The 16,869-nt window shown below is 41.8% G+C and carries 19 protein-coding genes; 2 read left to right on the top strand and 17 right to left on the bottom strand.

The genetic code is table 11. From position 1 onward, the window contains the following. Positions 1-128 precede the first annotated feature (128 nt). Positions 129-563, top strand: coding sequence for a DUF4399 domain-containing protein (locus DM09_RS04955; RefSeq protein WP_232507754.1), 435 nt, complete (start codon positions 129-131; stop codon positions 561-563). Between the two features lie 175 nt (positions 564-738). Here the strand turns inward: DM09_RS04955 and DM09_RS04950 are convergent, their stop codons facing one another. The 5 genes from DM09_RS04950 to DM09_RS04930 form a co-directional block, all read right to left on the bottom strand. Further along, positions 739-1,365 (bottom strand): FecR domain-containing protein, encoded by a 627-nt coding sequence (locus tag DM09_RS04950; RefSeq protein ID WP_038248133.1) that lies wholly within the window; start codon positions 1,363-1,365, stop codon positions 739-741. Beyond that, positions 1,358-2,836 (bottom strand): sensor histidine kinase, encoded by a 1,479-nt coding sequence (locus DM09_RS04945; RefSeq protein WP_038248132.1) that lies wholly within the window; start codon positions 2,834-2,836, stop codon positions 1,358-1,360. The genes DM09_RS04950 and DM09_RS04945 overlap by 8 nt, the downstream gene beginning before the upstream one ends. A 7-nt stretch (positions 2,837-2,843) precedes the next feature. Then, positions 2,844-3,554, bottom strand: a complete 711-nt coding sequence (locus tag DM09_RS04940; protein WP_038248129.1) for a response regulator transcription factor — start codon at positions 3,552-3,554, stop codon at positions 2,844-2,846. Between the two features lie 111 nt (positions 3,555-3,665). Continuing rightward, the gene (locus DM09_RS04935; protein ID WP_051938167.1) at positions 3,666-4,382 is read right to left on the bottom strand and encodes a spondin domain-containing protein; all 717 of its coding nucleotides are present in this window, start codon (positions 4,380-4,382) and stop codon (positions 3,666-3,668) included. Between the two features lie 11 nt (positions 4,383-4,393). After that, complete coding sequence (locus DM09_RS04930) at positions 4,394-5,098, bottom strand: spondin domain-containing protein (RefSeq protein ID WP_038248126.1); 705 nt, start codon at positions 5,096-5,098, stop codon at positions 4,394-4,396. A gap of 399 nt (positions 5,099-5,497) precedes the next feature. On the opposite strand from DM09_RS04930, the gene DM09_RS04925 reads away from it, so the two are divergent. Continuing rightward, a complete protein-coding gene (locus DM09_RS04925; protein WP_038248125.1) occupies positions 5,498-6,337 on the top strand; it encodes a DUF4396 domain-containing protein in 840 nt (279 codons plus the stop codon). A gap of 59 nt (positions 6,338-6,396) precedes the next feature. Here DM09_RS04925 and msrB read toward each other — a convergent pair whose 3' ends face one another. The 12 genes from msrB to hflK form a co-directional block, all read right to left on the bottom strand. Next, positions 6,397-7,476 (bottom strand): peptide-methionine (R)-S-oxide reductase MsrB, encoded by a 1,080-nt coding sequence (msrB, locus tag DM09_RS04920; protein ID WP_081881102.1) that lies wholly within the window; start codon positions 7,474-7,476, stop codon positions 6,397-6,399. 94 nt (positions 7,477-7,570) lie between these two features. Further along, entirely contained in the window at positions 7,571-7,756 is a 186-nt protein-coding gene (locus DM09_RS04915) for a hypothetical protein (RefSeq protein ID WP_038248124.1), read from the bottom strand. Next, positions 7,753-8,130, bottom strand: a complete 378-nt coding sequence (queD, locus tag DM09_RS04910) for a 6-carboxytetrahydropterin synthase QueD (RefSeq protein ID WP_318024142.1) — start codon at positions 8,128-8,130, stop codon at positions 7,753-7,755. Before queD ends, DM09_RS04915 begins: the two co-directional genes overlap by 4 nt. Before the next feature lie 6 nt (positions 8,131-8,136). Continuing rightward, positions 8,137-8,526, bottom strand: coding sequence for an Mth938-like domain-containing protein (locus DM09_RS11350; protein WP_081881114.1), 390 nt, complete (start codon positions 8,524-8,526; stop codon positions 8,137-8,139). An 18-nt stretch (positions 8,527-8,544) separates the two neighbouring features. Continuing rightward, the gene (gene secF, locus DM09_RS04900; protein ID WP_038248122.1) at positions 8,545-9,489 is read right to left on the bottom strand and encodes a protein translocase subunit SecF; all 945 of its coding nucleotides are present in this window, start codon (positions 9,487-9,489) and stop codon (positions 8,545-8,547) included. 9 nt (positions 9,490-9,498) lie between these two features. After that, positions 9,499-11,055, bottom strand: a complete 1,557-nt coding sequence (gene secD / locus DM09_RS04895; RefSeq protein ID WP_038248121.1) for a protein translocase subunit SecD — start codon at positions 11,053-11,055, stop codon at positions 9,499-9,501. 29 nt (positions 11,056-11,084) lie between these two features. Next, positions 11,085-11,492: a preprotein translocase subunit YajC gene (yajC, locus tag DM09_RS04890; RefSeq protein ID WP_232507753.1), complete on the bottom strand. Its 408-nt coding sequence runs from the start codon at positions 11,490-11,492 to the stop codon at positions 11,085-11,087. Between the two features lie 36 nt (positions 11,493-11,528). Then, positions 11,529-12,650, bottom strand: coding sequence for a tRNA guanosine(34) transglycosylase Tgt (gene tgt, locus DM09_RS04885; RefSeq protein WP_038248120.1), 1,122 nt, complete (start codon positions 12,648-12,650; stop codon positions 11,529-11,531). Positions 12,651-12,659: 9 nt separating this feature from the next. Further along, positions 12,660-14,528, bottom strand: a complete 1,869-nt coding sequence (gene htpG / locus DM09_RS04880) for a molecular chaperone HtpG (protein ID WP_038248118.1) — start codon at positions 14,526-14,528, stop codon at positions 12,660-12,662. A 95-nt stretch (positions 14,529-14,623) separates the two neighbouring features. Continuing rightward, positions 14,624-14,809 (bottom strand): DUF2065 domain-containing protein, encoded by a 186-nt coding sequence (locus DM09_RS04875; protein ID WP_038248116.1) that lies wholly within the window; start codon positions 14,807-14,809, stop codon positions 14,624-14,626. Between the two features lie 9 nt (positions 14,810-14,818). Then, positions 14,819-15,694, bottom strand: a complete 876-nt coding sequence (gene hflC, locus DM09_RS04870) for a protease modulator HflC (protein ID WP_038248113.1) — start codon at positions 15,692-15,694, stop codon at positions 14,819-14,821. Then, positions 15,694-16,800, bottom strand: a complete 1,107-nt coding sequence (gene hflK, locus DM09_RS04865; RefSeq protein ID WP_038248112.1) for an FtsH protease activity modulator HflK — start codon at positions 16,798-16,800, stop codon at positions 15,694-15,696. The genes hflC and hflK overlap by 1 nt, the downstream gene beginning before the upstream one ends. Between the last annotated feature and the right edge of the window lie 69 nt (positions 16,801-16,869).

Genomic DNA, 16,869 nt, shown 5'->3' with positions numbered 1-16,869 from the left:
TGCGAAACTTAACACCCAAACTCACCCTTTACTAGGTACATCAACAAAAGAATAAGCATACGAAGTTTGTGTTTATCTTTTCATGGTTTCAGCATACTTTACCAGCAGCAACAAAAAAGGAGATTCATATGAAATATTGGTTCACACTTCTCGCACTAACAAGCACACTCTTCATCAGCAGCATGGCGCAAGCCGCATGTCAGCATGAAGGCGTATGTAGTCAGTCATACACATTAGGTCCACAATTTATCAGCCCCAAAGATGGTGATACCGTCTCTAGTCCTTTGCTTGTGAAAATGGGCATCAAGGGCATGAGAGTACACAAAGCGGGGGAAATCATTGAAGGCACAGGACATCATCACTTAATCATTGATGGCGCTTATATTCCTGAAAATGAAGTGGTGCCTGCTGATGATAAACATATCCATTTTGGCAAAGGGCAAACGGAAACCACCATCAAACTCAAACCCGGCAAACATACCTTAACACTTCAGTTTGCCGATGGTCATCACCAATCATATGGTCAAGTGATGAGTCGCACGATTCATATTACGGTAAAATAAGGGGTTAGGGAATCTCTGAACAAGTCATGAACGCATATATTGTGTCCAGTGCATCCAAACTCTGCGTTGTGCAGTTTAAGCAATAGCCGTGCTATTCCATGCAACTCACGCCTTGATGTTGAATACCCTGAAATACAATGTATTTCATCCAGACTTATTCAGGGCTTCCTTAGCATTAAAATTCCACTTTATTGTTGGCATGAGCGTCAACGGTAAAGGTGGATGGTGGCGTGCGTTCGGCGAGTGCTTCAAGCTCAAATAGGTCTTGGCTTACATGTCCAACCATGGCGGGTGTGGAAAAGCTGTGGGTGTGATGATTCAAGGCAACCACTTGATGGTATTCAGCATGAATATGCGCCACATTATCTATATCGTTCACATCTGAAAAATCTATATCACCATAACATGTGCACAAATATGTTTGGTCGTGATCCACATTTAAAAATACACCCGTACCGCGCACACCCAACACTGCAGTTTTTGTATGGATGGTTTTGGCTGTGTTCCGTTTAAACACAGCCAAAACAGAGCCGAAAAATACATTTAAAGTAAAGTTTTCCGTTTGTTCAGGCAATGCCAAACGCGAACGCCCACCCATACGATACACACTGCCATCGAGTTTCATGATAATCCGCGCTTTATCACCCGTAAGCACCTCATCACTAAAGTGAATCGGTGTATCTTTGGATGCTAAATGACCATTAATCAGCACAGGGCCTTTAAGAAGGTAAATCTTACCATCAGCAGCAAGGGCTGTTGATGCATACGACAAACATAATGTGAAAAGTATCGTTTTAAGCATGGTTGTGCTCTCCTGTATAAAAAAGTCTAAATGTGAAACGTGTACCATGGTTTAATGTACTTTGCACTTGGATATGGCTTTGATGAAGCTCCAAAATACGCTTCACAATCGCCAAGCCAAGCCCAGAATGCTCATCACCACGATGGGTATTGTTGCCTTGGTACAAAGGGTCAAAAATATGCGGTAAAATATCTTCCTGTATGCCACATCCTGTATCAGCAAGCTCAACCTTCACATACATATCATGCTTTTCCAATGATACAGTAATCACATCACCCTTTTTAACATAACGCAAAGCATTACCCAATAAATTCTCAAACACCCTTTGAATCAAGGCAATATCCGCTTGCACCAAGGGCATATGTGTATCGCCTTTCATCACCAAAGATACACCCCTATGTTGTGCGCCAGCTTCATATTGCTGCAACATATCTTGCACCAATTCAGGCAAAGCAAAGGGTTCAATTTGTGGTGCTGAATCTAAGGTGTCCAATTTTGCCATTTCAAACAGCTCATCAATTAAATGCTTCAGCCTATCACTAAACTTAATCGCCCGCTCAGTATATGCATGGCGTTGTTGTTCATCCAAACTGTCTGCTTTCATTTCAAGGGTTTCCAAATAGCCATGTAATGCTGCAAGTGGTGTGCGTAAGTCATGAGAAAGACTGGCGAATAAGTCACGGCGTTTGACATCCTGTTTGGATATCTGTTCAAACTGTTGCACGGTTTGTTTTGCCATTTCTGCCACATTACGCTCAAGTTGACTTAATTCATCCTTGCCTTCTGATGCTTGAAAATCAGGCAATGTTCTAAATTCAGATTGACGAAATGCATCCACCTGTTGGGAAAGCTTACGTAAACGACGTGTAATCGGATAAAACACCAATAAACCAACTACAAGGCTGACAAACAAGGCAATGCTCACCACCCAAGCACCCAAATATAATAATTCTTTATCCCTAGCCAACTGTTCTACAGCATCATATTGCTCACCTCTCAAAATCACATATAAATAACCACTGGGATTATCCGTCATGGGGATGGGTGTCACTGAAAAAACTTTTTGCCTATCCAATGAACGAGGGTCGTCACCGAGCAAGGGGAAACTTGCATTCTTTTGTAAAAATGCACGAATAGGTTGAAGTGAAACATGGTCGCGTTTTACTTGCCCGGGGTCTGCGGAATAGGACAAAACCTTACCCTGCAAATCCAATAAATAAATTTCAATGCTTGGATTCACCGTCATATATGCCATAAACATATCCTTGAGTGCTTGTTTATCCAATGTGTTTTCATGCACAAGATTGCGTTCATTCACCAATGTTTTTGCAAGGTTACGATTTAACAATTGTTCGGCATATTGGGTATTTTTCTGCACGGTGGTAAACATAAATACACCATAAATCAGACCAACCAGCCCCAAAGCCAGTGTCAGCGTAAGCGCAAGGCGTGCATAAAGTGTATGTATCATGGTCAATTCACCGTTTACTGTCGCCAAATTTATAGCCCACGCCCCAAACCGTAAGAATATATTCAGGATTGGCTGCATCTTGCTCCACTTTCATACGAAGGCGATTGATATGGGTGTTGACGGTATGGTCATAGCCTTCAAACTGATAACCCCACACATGGTCAAGCAGTTGGCTACGGGTAAACACTTGCCCGGGGTGTTTGGCAAAATACACCAATAAATCAAACTCTTTGGCGGTTAATTGAATTTCTTTGTCTGCAATGAAGACTTGCCGTTTAGCCAAATCGATGGACATATCCCCCACTTGCATGGTGTTATTTTGCTTCACATTCTCTTGAGATTTAATCAAGGCATCCACGCTACGAAACTGCGCTTTAATGCGCGCCAGCAGCTCAGGAATACTGAATGGTTTGCTGATATAATCATCAGCGCCGACTTCTAAACCCACCACGCGGTCAATTTCAGATGTTTTGGATGTAAGCATCATAATGGGAATGTATTTACCGCCCTCACGCATCTTTTTGCACACCTCAATACCATCCATCACAGGCAACATGATGTCCAAAAGCACAAGGTCGTAATCATTTTGTTCATAAAGACGCAAGGCTTTGCCGCCATCGCCTGCAATATCTGATGTACAACCCATATCTTGCACATGCAAGGCAATTAAGCTTGCAAGGTCTGCGTTGTCTTCCACGATGAGAATCTGTTTGTTCATATCACTCCAAACTATGCCTAATGTTTATAAAGTAGTCTTGTTTTGGTTTTATGATCTTACAAACCACGAAGCGGCACCAATAAAAATTGATGCCGCTTCATATCATTGCTTTTAACTTACTCTACGGATAACAACTTTTAGTGCTGGATTATCAAACCGATGTTTGTCCATCAAGCCTGATGTGGCTAAACCATCATCCACAGTCACAACACCGCGATGAATGCTGATAAAGCCCGTGTCATCACGCACTGCATCAAAACCCGTCCCGCCTGTGCCTGGCATGGTTGCTGCTGTTTCAGTGTTGGCTTCTGTGCCTGCATCAAACACGGCTAAAAATGCAGATGTTGATTCACCCACAGCCAAGGTTGAAATATCCAAACCTTGTAGGGCTGCAAAACCATCATTGGTGTTCACCAGCATACCTGCCACGCTTAATTGCAAACCTGCCGAATCAGTCACATTTGCCATCAATGTTTCCGATGCAGCAGGCATAATCGCACCTGCCCCACCCACTGATGTTAATACAGAAGCGTGGGCATTGGCTTCACTTAGCAACATGACATTGTCACCACCTTCAGCCAATTTTTCCAATGCTAGGCTTGCTGAAGTTCCCAACATACCCATATTGTAACCTGAGGTATGCAGAACAACGGCAACGGGTGCAATCGCTTGTGCCCCCGTGAGATTGGTTAAAGTGATTTCATACGATGCAGGGGTTGGTGTAGTTGTACCACCACTGCTTGGCGTTGTTGTGCTAGAGCTGCTACAACCATAAAGCGCAAGACCTAAGGTGATGGCTAAAATATTGATACTTTTATAAGTATTCATCATCATCTCCCTTACTGCACAGTGACAACAATTTGTGCCACAGGGTTTAACCAGCGGTGAACTGTTGTATCCAAATCACTGATGCCAGCCGTTGGATTTGTATCACCAATGATGCCACGGTGAATATGTACGGTTGTATTGGCATCCACTGCGGCAACGCCTGTACCACCCGTGCCATTAGCAGCACCCGGGTCAGCAGGAATACCCAAAGTGTTCGGCGCACCACTACCCGCAACAATAAGTTCATTATTGGCTTCAGTACCAGCATCATAAGCATTGGCAAAGAACGTGTATGTGCCTGCGGCTGTGGGCACCATGATACTATCCAAGCCAACAAAGCCATCATTGGTAGGTAAAAGCATACCCACCACCGATAAGTGTGTGTTGGCTGCGGCTGTGTTGGTGAATGTTGCCGTTGCAGTTGCACCCGGTGCCATTGGCGTAGCATTGGCTGCTGCAATATCAGCGCCAACTGCCATAAGGTCTGTTGTTAACCCCGCTGTATCGCCACCTTCAGCCATCGCTTGAAGATTGGCTGATGCAGCCATACCCGGTGTATAAAGGTGTGTGGTTGATGGTGCTGCGGTGACAAGCAACGGTGTGAAATAGATACCATTCGTCAAATTGGTCACGGCAACAGTAAAGTTTTGTGCAAAAGCACTTTGGCTAATCAACAAACCAAGTGCCATGCCTGCAAGTGTAATATGTTTTTTCATGATTCCTTCTCCTTATTTTTATTGCCCCTCTTTGGGAACGCAGCTATTAACGCATGGAGAAGTCACACGGTTATCACCAACTTATCACATTTGTATCACGTGATAACTAAGTCTAATAGTTTGCATAGTTAGGATCGATATGACTAAGTAATTATCGTAACAACTATATCACCATGTTTAAAGGGAGCTTTCACAACAGGTAATACCTATTGCCGAGCATTACATGGAAAAAGAAGCAATAGTGAAAAAAGTTAAGTACATGAATAAACTTCACTTTTTTATATTCATTTTATGCAAACACAGAAGGGTTAATCTGCAGCGTTATATGCGGTACATTGACATCATAACTTTACTCACCCATATTTATGATCATTAACAATAAAATTAAGGTGAATCAAGATGTTATCAGGTGTAATGCTACTATGGTTTATTCTTACGGCTGCTTCAGTACTATTTGTTGCAATCGATAGCATTAAAACTCCAGAGTCGCCAGTATTAAAATGGGGGTTTATATTACTCACAGCCTATACTGGGCCAATCGGAGCGTTTTTATACATACTAGGATGTCGCGAACCACTACCTGGATTACACGAAAAATACACGGCAACACTTTGGCGCCAAGTATTAGGTTCAACTATGCACTGCGTAGCTGGCGATGGCTTAGGAATATTAGCTGGCGCTATACTTGGCAGTATAATTCATTTATCTAAACCAGCAGAAATTGGTCTTGAATACCTTCTGGGATTTGGCTTCGGATGGACAATATTTCAGGCTTTGTTTATGAAAGAGTCGTCAGGTGGTTCGTTTTATAAGGCTCTAAAAAATACATTTATACCTGAACTGGTTTCAATGAATTATCTCATGGCAGCTATGGTACTCGTTACATCATTTGGCATGCGTATGGTACCTGAAAGTAGTAGCCTAATATCAATGGAGTTCTGGTTCATCATGTCGATGGCATTATTGATAGGATTTATTGCAGCTTATCCGATAAACTGGTGGTTAGTTTCCAATCATATGAAGCACGGTATGATGACGGTGCGACTAAATCATAGTGATGATGTAAATATGCAAGAACATTCAACACCTAGCCATTCAAGTCATACTGAAACAAGAGACGAGCATAAAAATGAGAAGCATGTGGACAACGTATCACGCAGCATGATTGTGTTTATGGTGACTATGTCCTTTGTCGTTTTTGGTGCTAGCGTAACGACTGTCTTAACGTATGGAGTATAAACAATATTCGTATCTACTGTCTAAAAAGTAATCACACTCAGCACTTGTAAACTACGACGTTATTTAAACGAAGTTAAGAACTGACCATAACCTTCTTTTTCAAGTTCACTCACAGGAACAAAGCGCAAGGCTGCGGAATTGATGCAGTAGCGCAGGCCTGTGGTTTCGCTTGGACCATCGTTGAACACATGCCCAAGGTGCGAATTACCCTGTTTGCTGCGCACTTCGGTGCGGGTGCTAAATAAGCGGCGATCAACCTTCTCAATGATATTCTCTTTCACCAATGGGCGGTCAAAGCTAGGCCAGCCAGTGCCTGATTTGAATTTGTCTTTGGAGCTAAACAACGGCTCACCCGATACAATATCCACATAAATGCCCGCTTCTTTATTATCCCAATAGGCATTGTTAAATGGTGGTTCTGTGCCCTCTTCTTGGGTTACTTCATACTGTAACGGTGTAAGTTTATCTTTTAAGTCAGCCATTTTTTTATGCTCTCCTCGGTCTTTTCCCCAAATTTTATCCAAATATTGGTCACGACCTGAACCTTTACGGTAATACCAATAACGTAAGGGATTCTTTTTATAATAGTCTTGATGATATGTTTCTGCCATATAAAAGGTTTGTGCTGGTTTAATGGGTGTCACAATCGGTTTAGAAAACACCCCACTTGCTTCTATCTTGGCTTTAGAAGCTTCAGCAAGGCTGTGTTGTTTTTCATTCAAATAAAAAATGCCCGTTGTGTATGCATATCCCCTATCCACAAACTGACCACCAGCATCGGTAGGATCAATTTGATGCCAAAACACATCCAAAAGTTTTTCATAACTTGTTTGTGCAGGGTTATAAGTAATTTCAACCACTTCCAAATGCCCACCTGACATATAATTTTGGTAGGTTGGATTTTTGATATTGCCCGTGCTGTAACCAGAAACCACAGATTTTACACCATCAAGCTGCTCAAATGGTTTTTCCATACACCAAAAGCAACCACCAGCAAAAATCGCTTTTTCTGTATTGGACATTGTTCCCATCATACTACCTTTTGCCATATCATCTTTGGCAGTTATGAATGTAGGTAGGGTGAGCAATAGAAGCGCAATACTTATCAAAACAATTGTATAGTTTCGGACTTTATTCATCACAGTTCACCTTCTTTTTTAAGATGTGACCAGTGTAAGGCATAAATATCACAAATTTATCACTCTAAAGTAACCATGTGATGTGATGTGATGATTAATAAGCAGGTCGTCCATTGGGTGAAACTTGTTTGTCACCTTCTGCGACACCCACTGCATCTACTGCATTTTGTTCATATGGTTTTTGCGTGTGTTCGCCTTTTTCAACTTTGATAGGTTCCACACTATCGCTACAAGCTGAAAATAGCACCAATAACGCAGCTATAAGCAAGATTCTTATCATGGCCAATACGTCACTTTAGCGGTGCATGTTTCTGAAATTTCAACACGCGAAATTTTAAGGCGATCATTTTCCAAGCGTTTGACCATTTCTTTATACAATTCAGCTGCCACATTCTCACTGGTTGGGTTAATCACATCAAATGGTGCTACATCATTTAAGTTATAATGATCCCAGGGATCCAAAGCTGCTTTAAGCTCGGTTTTCATGATTTTGTAGTCTATGCCCATACCAAGCTCATCAAGCTCACTACAACCCACATACAAGCGCACATGCCAGTTATGCCCGTGCAAACGCGCACAATCCCCAGCATAACCACGCAACTGGTGGGCTGCTGAGAAATGGGTTTCAATCATCAGTTCATAACGTGGCATCATGCAGGATTAACCTCGAACATTGGGCAAAAGCATGGCTGCTGCAATATCACGCCCTTCCCCAACCAAAATATTAAACGTACGCGCTGCCGATAATGAATCCATACATTCAAAACCCACATGCAAATCAGCCAAATAATCCATCACATCATGACTGGGAAATGCAGTGCGTCTGCCCGTACCAATCACCAAAACCTCCGGTGTATGTGTTTCAAGCCATTTCAAGTCAGCAATGGTTAATGTTGAAATATCTTGTTTTAACCAAGGTGTATGCACTTCACCTTGATGAAAATAAAAACTAGCCTCAATTTTATCAGGACCCAGTTGAAAAAAGGTGTCCCCATAAGCATGAAATATACGCTGTCCACTTTCGAGATCTGGGGTAATATCCCCTTGCATGGCTGTACCTAACATAAATTAAGGGCGGTTTTCCAATTCTTTTAGCTCTTCTTCGGACATTTCAAACTTGCCTTCTAATGCCAGCATAATGGGTGATGCAATAAAGATGGATGAGTATGTACCCACGCCAATACCAACCAATAAAGCAAATGCAAAGTTGTGAATCACTTCACCACCAAAGAAATACAATGAAAAGACCACAAGCAACGTGGTTGCTGAAGTCATCAAAGTACGAGCCAGTGTTTGGTTAATAGATTGGTTGCACACCTCAACCTCATCCAAAGGATTCTTTTTCTTTTTATTGGCTTCAAAGTTTTCACGGATACGGTCAAACACCACAATCGTATCATTCAGCGAATAACCAAGCACGGTCAGCAGTGCTGCAACCACGGATAAAGAAAACTCCAATTGTAAGGCAGAGAACACACCAACCACAATAATAATATCATGCAAAATTGCCGCATCTGCACCCAAAGCAAAACGCAACTTAAATCTCACCATAACATAAATTAAAATACCAATTAATGTATAAAACACAGCCATCATACCTGCTGTTTTCAGCTCTTCACCCACTTGTGGACCAACAAACTCAACCCTACGCATTTCAACTTGGTCTGCACCAAACTTGTCTGTTAATGCATCTAAAATTGCAGTGCTAATGGCTGAAGCTTCAACACCCTCTTGGTTTTGCACTCGAATCAAGATTTCTTCAGGTGAACCAAACTCTTGAATCACAGCTTTCCCATAACCAGCAGGCACTAGAGCCTGACGAATATCAGCTGTTTTTACTTGTTGATGAAACCGTACTTCAACCAATGTGCCACCTGTGAAGTCGATGCCCAAGTTCAAACCTTTAAAGGCAATCAATGCCAAAGAAACCACAATCATGAACACAGAGAACGTGAGTGCTTTTTTACGGCTGGCTAAGAAGTCAATGTTAATGTCAGGACGTATAAGTTGCATAATAACCCCTTAGATACTTAATGTTTTAATATTTTTTTGCTTGCGGTACATCAAATATGTAATCGCACGTGTCACCACAATCGCTGTAAACATTGAAGCCAAAATACCAACGCTAAGTGTCACAGCAAAACCTTTGATTGGTCCCGAGCCAAACTGGAACAATACAACAGCGGCAATAAGCGTTGTAATATTGGCATCCATAATGGTTGAAAATGCTTTATCGTAACCACCATCAATGGCGGCAAGTGGCGTTTTACCATTGGTGATTTCTTCGCGTATACGCTCAAATATCAGCACATTGGCATCCACCGCCATACCAATGGTTAATACGATACCTGCAATACCGGGTAAGGTTAAGGTTGCACCAATCATGCTCATGGCTGCAGCAATCAATACAATATTAAATGCCAAGGCAATATTGGCAAAAAGACCAAATAAACGATAATAAACCAACATGAAAAGCAAAACGGCAACAAAACCATAAAGAATCGAGTTTAAACCTTGGTCAATGGAGTCTTTCCCTAAGCTAGGGCCAATCGAACGCTCCTCCACAACCTTGATAGGCGCAGGTAGTGCACCTGCACGCAATACAATAGCAAGGTTACGCGCTTCTTCAGTCGTAAATGAGCCCGTAATTTGTGCCGTACCACCTGAAATACGCTCTTGAATCACAGGCGCTGATTGCACCACACCTTCAAGCAAAATCGCAAAACGTTTCTTAACATTTTCCTTGGTTAAACGGTCAAACTTGCGTGCACCCTGATTGTTAAACTTCAAGGAAACTGCAGGCTGATTGCTTTGTGAATCAATGGTAATCCGCGCCATAGTCACGTCTTTGCCTGACAGTTCTGTCCGTTTTTTCAATAAAATGGGGCGACCATCTGCAAAGTATGCAATCATGTCACCTGGAGGAACGCGGCCAGCTACCGCTGCATCCAAGTCTCCCTTTTCATCCACCAATTTAAAATCAAGCTGCGCTGTTTGCCCAATAATAAGCTTCGCATGCGCTGAATCTTCATAACCTGGAATTTGCACCAAAACACGTCTATCACCTTGGCGCATAATCACTGGTTCCGTAGTACCCAAAGCATCCACACGACGACGAATCACTTCAATCGTTTGTTCAATGGCATATGATTTAATTTCTTTGGCTTCACTTGCAGAAATTGTAAATACAAGGGTATGATCATCGGTTTGTTCCATGTCATAACCCACCAATAACTTACGCAACAGCTTTTTGGCTTTCGCTACATCATCAGCTTTTTTAATCACAACGCTAACTTGTGTCGCATTGCTATCCAATTTTCTATAGCGGATTTTTTCTTCACGCAATGAGCGTCGAATCATATTGATATTATCGGAGACTTGTTGTGAAATCACCTTCTCAATATCAACATCAACCACAAGGTGAATACCACCTTTCAGGTCAAGCCCAAGGTTTAATGGTTGGCTCAGAGATGCAGGCCACCAACTGGGTACTGTTGTCACATTCGGGGCTGTCCCCATCACAGCACCAACCAGCACTGTAATAATCAACCAAAATTTCCAAGGTGCATATTTTTGCATGAGCTTGTCCTTAACCTTTTATAGAAATATTACTTCCCTTTTTTATCTTTCTTATCTTTTTTATCTTGTGTTTTAGGGCTTTCTTGCAAACCAGCAATCGTATCTTGCTTGGTTTTAATAATCACACCCTCAGTTATCTCAACCATAGCCACACCATCTTTTACATTGGTAATGCGACCATAAATACCACCACCCGTAACCACTTTATCACCTTTTTTAAGACCTTTAATCAGCTCAGCATGTTCTTTCATACGTTTTTGCTGCGGGCGAATCAAAAGTACCCAGAAAATGACCATAATAAGAATCAATGGAATCAATGAGGCAAAACCACCGCCGCCGCCTGCGGCTTCAGCATGCGCTAAATTTGCTGGTAAAAGCGTAACAGCAAATGCCAATACTGCTTTTGAAATCATATTTTGTAATGTTGATGTCTTCATTTTCATTCCTTTCTTACCTTAATATATTGTTCTAACTTACTGATTGCGAAAGGTTTTTAAGAACCCATCACGAAACTCTGGCCAACGTTTTTCTTCCAATGCCATACGTGCTCTTTGCATAAGATCACAATAGTAATGAAGATTATGCAAGGTATTCAACCTCGAACTTAAAAGCTCTTTCGCCATAAAGAGGTGGCGAAGATACGCTCTAGAAAAGTTTTTGCATGTATAACATGTGCAAGTGTCCATAATCGGTGTTTCATCGGTTTGGTGTTTGAGGTTTTTGATGTTGATTTTACCATGGTCGGTAAACAATGTGCCATTGCGTGCATTTCGACTGGGCATCACACAATCAAACATATCAATGCCCCTATCAATGCCTTCAATAAGGTCATCAGGCGTACCTACACCCATCACATAATGCGGCTTATCTTCAGGCAAATATGGGGCTAATGCATCCATCATGGCCATCATCTCTTCTTTGGGTTCACCCACGGATAAACCACCAATAGCAATGCCTTCAAAATCGATTTCAGCAATGGCTGCAAGACTTTCTTTGCGTAAATCAGGGTACATGCCACCTTGGACAATACCAAATAAGGCCTGGGTATCGTTCACTGGCAAATGCTCGCGGCAATCTTTTGCCCAACGCATAGACATTTCCATGGATTCGCGAGCTTCATCATAAGTGGCTGGATATGGCGTGCATTCATCGAACGCCATCACAATATCGCTGCCCAGTTTACGTTGGATTTCCATGCTTTCTTTAGGGCCTAAAAACCAACGCGAACCATCAATATGCGATTGAAAACGTACACCTTTAGGTTCGATTTTACGCAAATCCCCCAAAGACCACACTTGAAACCCACCAGAATCGGTAAGAATAGGTCTATCCCACGCCATAAACTTATGCAGCCCACCCATCTTTTCCACGATATCTGCACCAGGGCGCAACATCAGGTGGTAAGTATTACCCAAGATGACTTCAGCACCGATATCATCAGTTAAATCAGCAGGTGTTAAGCTTTTGACTGTGGCTTGTGTACCTACAGGCATAAAAACAGGTGTCTGCACTTTGCCATGTGGCAGGGTCACCTCACCTCGACGAGCAAAACCTTGCTCATCTTTGGCGATGATTTTAAATGAAAGTGCAGACACCTATATCAACTATGAAACAAGCAATGCATTGATTTTACGTACAAACCCTGCTGGATCTTCAGGCAATGCACCTTCAGCAAGTACGGCTTGATCAAACAAAATGTCCGAATAATCGGCAATTTTGTCTTTAGAGCGCATTTTTGCCAAACGTTTGACCAAATCATGTTCAGGGTTGATTTCAAGAATAGGTTTTACGGCTGGTACATCTTGCCCAGCCTGCTTCAAAATACGCTCCATATTACCTGAAATATCAAAATCATCGGCTACCAAACAAGCTGGTGAAGCCGTCAAACGGTCGGTAGTACGCACGTCTTTCACTTTATCACCCAAAGCTTCTTTAAGCTTTTTCACAGCTGGTTCAGCCGATTTTTTTGCCTCGTCATGTTCTTTTTTGTCTTCTTCAGCGTTGTCACCAATGCCCGACAAGTCTAGCTCACCTTTAGCAATAGACTTCAATTCTTTACCATCAAATTTGTCTAAGTGACCCACAAGCCATTCATCAATACGGTCTGCCAACAATAAAACTTCAATGCCTTTTTTACGGAAAATTTCCAAGTGTGGGCTGTTTTTAGCAGCAGTTAGGTTTTCTGCTGTAATATAATAAATATCTTCCTGCCCTTCTTTCATACGCTTAATATATTGGGCAAGGGTAACGGTTTGCTCATCATTTTCTGTGCTCGAAAAACGCAACAATGATGCGATTGTTTCTTTGTTTTTCTCATCTTCAATCACGCCTTCTTTCAAGCAGTTACCAAATTCTGCATAAAACTCAGCGTATTTATCTTCTTCTTTGCTTGCCAAGTCTTTAAGCCAGCTTAACACGCGTTTGGTAGCACCTTTTTTCATTGCAGTCATGGCTGGGCTATGCTGCAAGATTTCGCGGGAAACATTTAGTGGTAAGTCTGAAGAATCCATCACACCACGTATAAAACGCAAATAACGCGGCATCAAATCTTCAGTAGCTTCCATGATAAACACACGTTTAACATAAAGTTTCACACCATGTTTAGCTTCAGCTTGCCATAAATCAAACGGCGCACGTTTTGGAATATAAAACAACAAGGTATATTCATATTGCCCTTCAAGACGTTGATGGATATGCGCCAAGGGGTCTTCAAAATCATGGGCAACATGTTTGTAAAAATTGTTATAATCTTCATCAGAAAGCTCTGATTTGGATTGTGCCCAAAGTGCAGAAGCTTGATTCACTGTCTCAATTTCAGGCTCTTTGCCCTCTTCTGCTGGTTTAAACATACGAATGGGGAATGGAACATGGTCGGCATATTTATTGATAACCGAACGAAGTTTCCAATCATTTAAAAACTCTTCTGCTTCATCACGCAAATGAAGTACAATTTCAGTACCACGTTGTTCTTTATTAACGGTTTCAATGGTAAACTCACCATCACCCGCTGATTCCCAACGTACCCCGTGTTCAGCCGTTAAACCCGCTCTACGCGTGGTTAATGTCACTTTATCGGCAACCAAAAATGATGAGTAAAAACCAACACCAAATTGACCAATCAAATGAGCATCTTTTTCTTGATCACCTGACAACTGACCAAAAAACTCTTTGGTGCCTGAACGTGCAATCGTACCTATATTTTCAATCACTTCTTCATGGTTCATGCCAATACCATTATCACGAATGGTGATGGTTTTAGCATCTTTATCAAATTCAACAAATACATGTAAGTCCGAATCACCTTCAAACAAGGCATCATCAGTGGTTGCTTCAAAACGAAGTTTATCCGCCGCATCCGATGCATTAGAAATCAGCTCACGCAAAAATATTTCTTTATTGGAATAAAGGGAGTGAATCATCAAATCCAAAAGTTGTTTCACTTCTGTTTGGAAATTCATGGTTTCTTTCGACATGTTTACCTCTATGCGTTTGATATTAATATAAATCAGAATATGTAATGTCTAGATAGTGTTACGGAAAAGCTTTTTCAAGCCCTGAAATGATTTTTTTAGTGTCTAACCCACCACACAATCATCCAACCCACTGCCAATGCGCAAAAACCCATAAACCGAAGAGAAGAAACGGGCATTTGTGGAATATTCTTCAGCATATTAATCATAGTTTGAGGAAAGAGTGCATAAAGCACCCCTTCCAAAACCAAGACCAACCCTAAAGCTGCCCATAAATCGTTCATGCGGTTTTCTTATTTCGATGTTTCGAAAAATCTAAAGAATTCAGAGTTGGGTGATAGCACCACACGGCTTTGTGTAGCCATAGACTTCCTGTAAGCTTCTAAAGAACGCGTAAAAGCATAAAACTTAGGATCTTTTTCATAAGTTGAGGCATAAATCTTAGTTGCTTTCGCATCCGCATTACCCTTAATGATTTCAGATTGTTTATATGCATCAGCCAATAAGAACTTACTTTCTTTATCTGCAGTTGCGCGAATCTCTTTAGCAGCTTCTTCACCTTCAGAACGGTATTGTTTGGCAATACGCTGACGTTCAGCTTTCATACGACGGAATACAGAGTCCGAGTTTTCAGCAGGTAAATCAGCACGTTTAATACGCACATCAATCACTTTCACACCAAGATTTGCAACTTCTGCATCTGCCAAATCGCGAATCGACACCATCAATGCAGCGCGTTTATCGCCACCTTCACCACCAGTTACAATTTCATGCAAAGTATGTTGACCAAGCACTTCACGCACTTTTGCACCCACCACATCTTGCATGCGAGATTCCACACGGTTACGTGTTTTCGCCACCTGATACACTTTAAGTGGGTCTATGATTTTCCAGCGTGTAAAGCTATCCACGATAATTTTCTTTTTATCTTTGGTAATCACTTCATTGGGAAGATCATCGCTGGCAAGCAAACGCTTATCAAAAACGACCGTGTTTTGCCAAGGTAGTTTCCAGTGCAAGCCAGGGTTAGTAATTGCACCATCACTTACGATATTACCAAATTGCATCACCAACACTTGGTCGCGTTGATCCACAATAAATGCACTGCGACTAACAAAAATAAAAATTGCTGCAATAACTACACCTGTTAACAATTGTTTAGGACTCATTATTTTACCTCCACTTTGCCAGCACTATTCAGAGGAAGGTATGGCAATACTTGCCCTGCTATTTTAGAATCAATAATCACTTTATCAGCACCTGCCAGTACTTCTTCCATGGTTTCTAAATATAAACGCTTGCGAGTAACTTCTGGTGCTTTTTTGTATGCTTGAAGCAAACTGTTAAAGCGGTCAGCTTCACCAATTGCACGGTCTTCCGCTTCTTTGGCATAGGCTTCAGCTTCAAGAATTTTCTTCTTAGCTTCACCACGCGCATTGGGAATTACACCATTGGCATACGCCTGAGCTTCGTTTTTCGCGCGTTCTTTATCTTCTCGCGCACTCGCCACATCTTTAAACTCTTTGCTCACGCGCTCAGGCGGTTGCACGTCTTTTAAGGTGACCGTGGTGACACGAATACCTGCATTATATGCATCCAGTATTTTTTGGATACCAATACGCGTTTCTGCTTCAACCTCCGCTTTTTTATCGGTCATCACATCATCAATCAAAGTGCTGCCAATGACTGCACGAATAGAGCTTTCCGCAGCATCCCTAACCGTTTGAATGGCTTGGGTTGCATCAATTTCAAACAAATACTTTTGAATATCTGAAATTTTGTATTGCACCACGAAAGAAATATCCACGATATTTTCATCTTTGGTCAACATCAATGATTCTTGATTCATTTTTCGTGTGCGACCATCTGCAAATGCACGGAAACCAATGGTTAATCGTTGAACAGATAATGTTGGAATCTTTTCAATGGTTTCAATCGGATAAGGAAGGTGCCAGTTCAAACCTGGGCTACGTGTATCCACATGTTGCCCAAAGCGAAGCACCACAGCTTCCTCATCGGCTTCAACTTTATAAAAACCAGATGCAAGCCATGCTACAAAAGCCACACCAATCAGTGTTATAAGCATACCTTTGCTTACCTCAGGAGAGCCACCATTATCTCCACCTTTACCGCCGCCAAAAAAACCACCAAAGCGGTCATTCAAGTCTTTTAAAACCTTGTCTAAATCAGGAGGTGTTTCTTTGTTTCCCCCACCTGATGAACCCTTGGGTTTATTTCCCCATGGGTTATTGTCTTGATTTTGATTCCAAGGCATACTTATTCTCCTTCACACTATAAAGCGCAGCAATACGTTGCGCAGTGTAGCTTGCTCAGCTGCGATTGC

Source organism: Ghiorsea bivora, assembly GCF_000744415.1.
Lineage (GTDB): Bacteria > Pseudomonadota > Zetaproteobacteria > Mariprofundales > Mariprofundaceae > Ghiorsea > Ghiorsea bivora.
Note: the sequence above shows the minus strand (reverse complement) of the source record. Positions and strands in the feature narration are given on the sequence as shown.

Excerpts from the sequence above, each read along its gene's own strand:
- DM09_RS04955 (WP_232507754.1), top strand. The coding sequence starts at position 129 with ATGAAATATTGGTTCACACTTCTCGCACTAACAAGCACACTCTTCATC.
- DM09_RS04950 (WP_038248133.1), bottom strand. The coding sequence starts at position 1,365 with ATGCTTAAAACGATACTTTTCACATTATGTTTGTCGTATGCATCAACA.
- DM09_RS04945 (WP_038248132.1), bottom strand. The coding sequence starts at position 2,836 with ATGATACATACACTTTATGCACGCCTTGCGCTTACGCTGACACTGGCT.
- DM09_RS04940 (WP_038248129.1), bottom strand. The coding sequence starts at position 3,554 with ATGAACAAACAGATTCTCATCGTGGAAGACAACGCAGACCTTGCAAGC.
- DM09_RS04935 (WP_051938167.1), bottom strand. The coding sequence starts at position 4,382 with ATGAATACTTATAAAAGTATCAATATTTTAGCCATCACCTTAGGTCTT.
- DM09_RS04930 (WP_038248126.1), bottom strand. The coding sequence starts at position 5,098 with ATGAAAAAACATATTACACTTGCAGGCATGGCACTTGGTTTGTTGATT.
- DM09_RS04925 (WP_038248125.1), top strand. The coding sequence starts at position 5,498 with ATGTTATCAGGTGTAATGCTACTATGGTTTATTCTTACGGCTGCTTCA.
- msrB (WP_081881102.1), bottom strand. The coding sequence starts at position 7,476 with ATGAATAAAGTCCGAAACTATACAATTGTTTTGATAAGTATTGCGCTT.
- DM09_RS04915 (WP_038248124.1), bottom strand. The coding sequence starts at position 7,756 with ATGATAAGAATCTTGCTTATAGCTGCGTTATTGGTGCTATTTTCAGCT.
- queD (WP_318024142.1), bottom strand. The coding sequence starts at position 8,130 with ATGATGCCACGTTATGAACTGATGATTGAAACCCATTTCTCAGCAGCC.
- DM09_RS11350 (WP_081881114.1), bottom strand. The coding sequence starts at position 8,526 with ATGCAAGGGGATATTACCCCAGATCTCGAAAGTGGACAGCGTATATTT.
- secF (WP_038248122.1), bottom strand. The coding sequence starts at position 9,489 with ATGCAACTTATACGTCCTGACATTAACATTGACTTCTTAGCCAGCCGT.
- secD (WP_038248121.1), bottom strand. The coding sequence starts at position 11,055 with ATGCAAAAATATGCACCTTGGAAATTTTGGTTGATTATTACAGTGCTG.
- yajC (WP_232507753.1), bottom strand. The coding sequence starts at position 11,492 with ATGAAGACATCAACATTACAAAATATGATTTCAAAAGCAGTATTGGCA.
- htpG (WP_038248118.1), bottom strand. The coding sequence starts at position 14,528 with ATGTCGAAAGAAACCATGAATTTCCAAACAGAAGTGAAACAACTTTTG.
- DM09_RS04875 (WP_038248116.1), bottom strand. The coding sequence starts at position 14,809 with ATGAACGATTTATGGGCAGCTTTAGGGTTGGTCTTGGTTTTGGAAGGG.
- hflC (WP_038248113.1), bottom strand. The coding sequence starts at position 15,694 with ATGAGTCCTAAACAATTGTTAACAGGTGTAGTTATTGCAGCAATTTTT.
- hflK (WP_038248112.1), bottom strand. The coding sequence starts at position 16,800 with ATGCCTTGGAATCAAAATCAAGACAATAACCCATGGGGAAATAAACCC.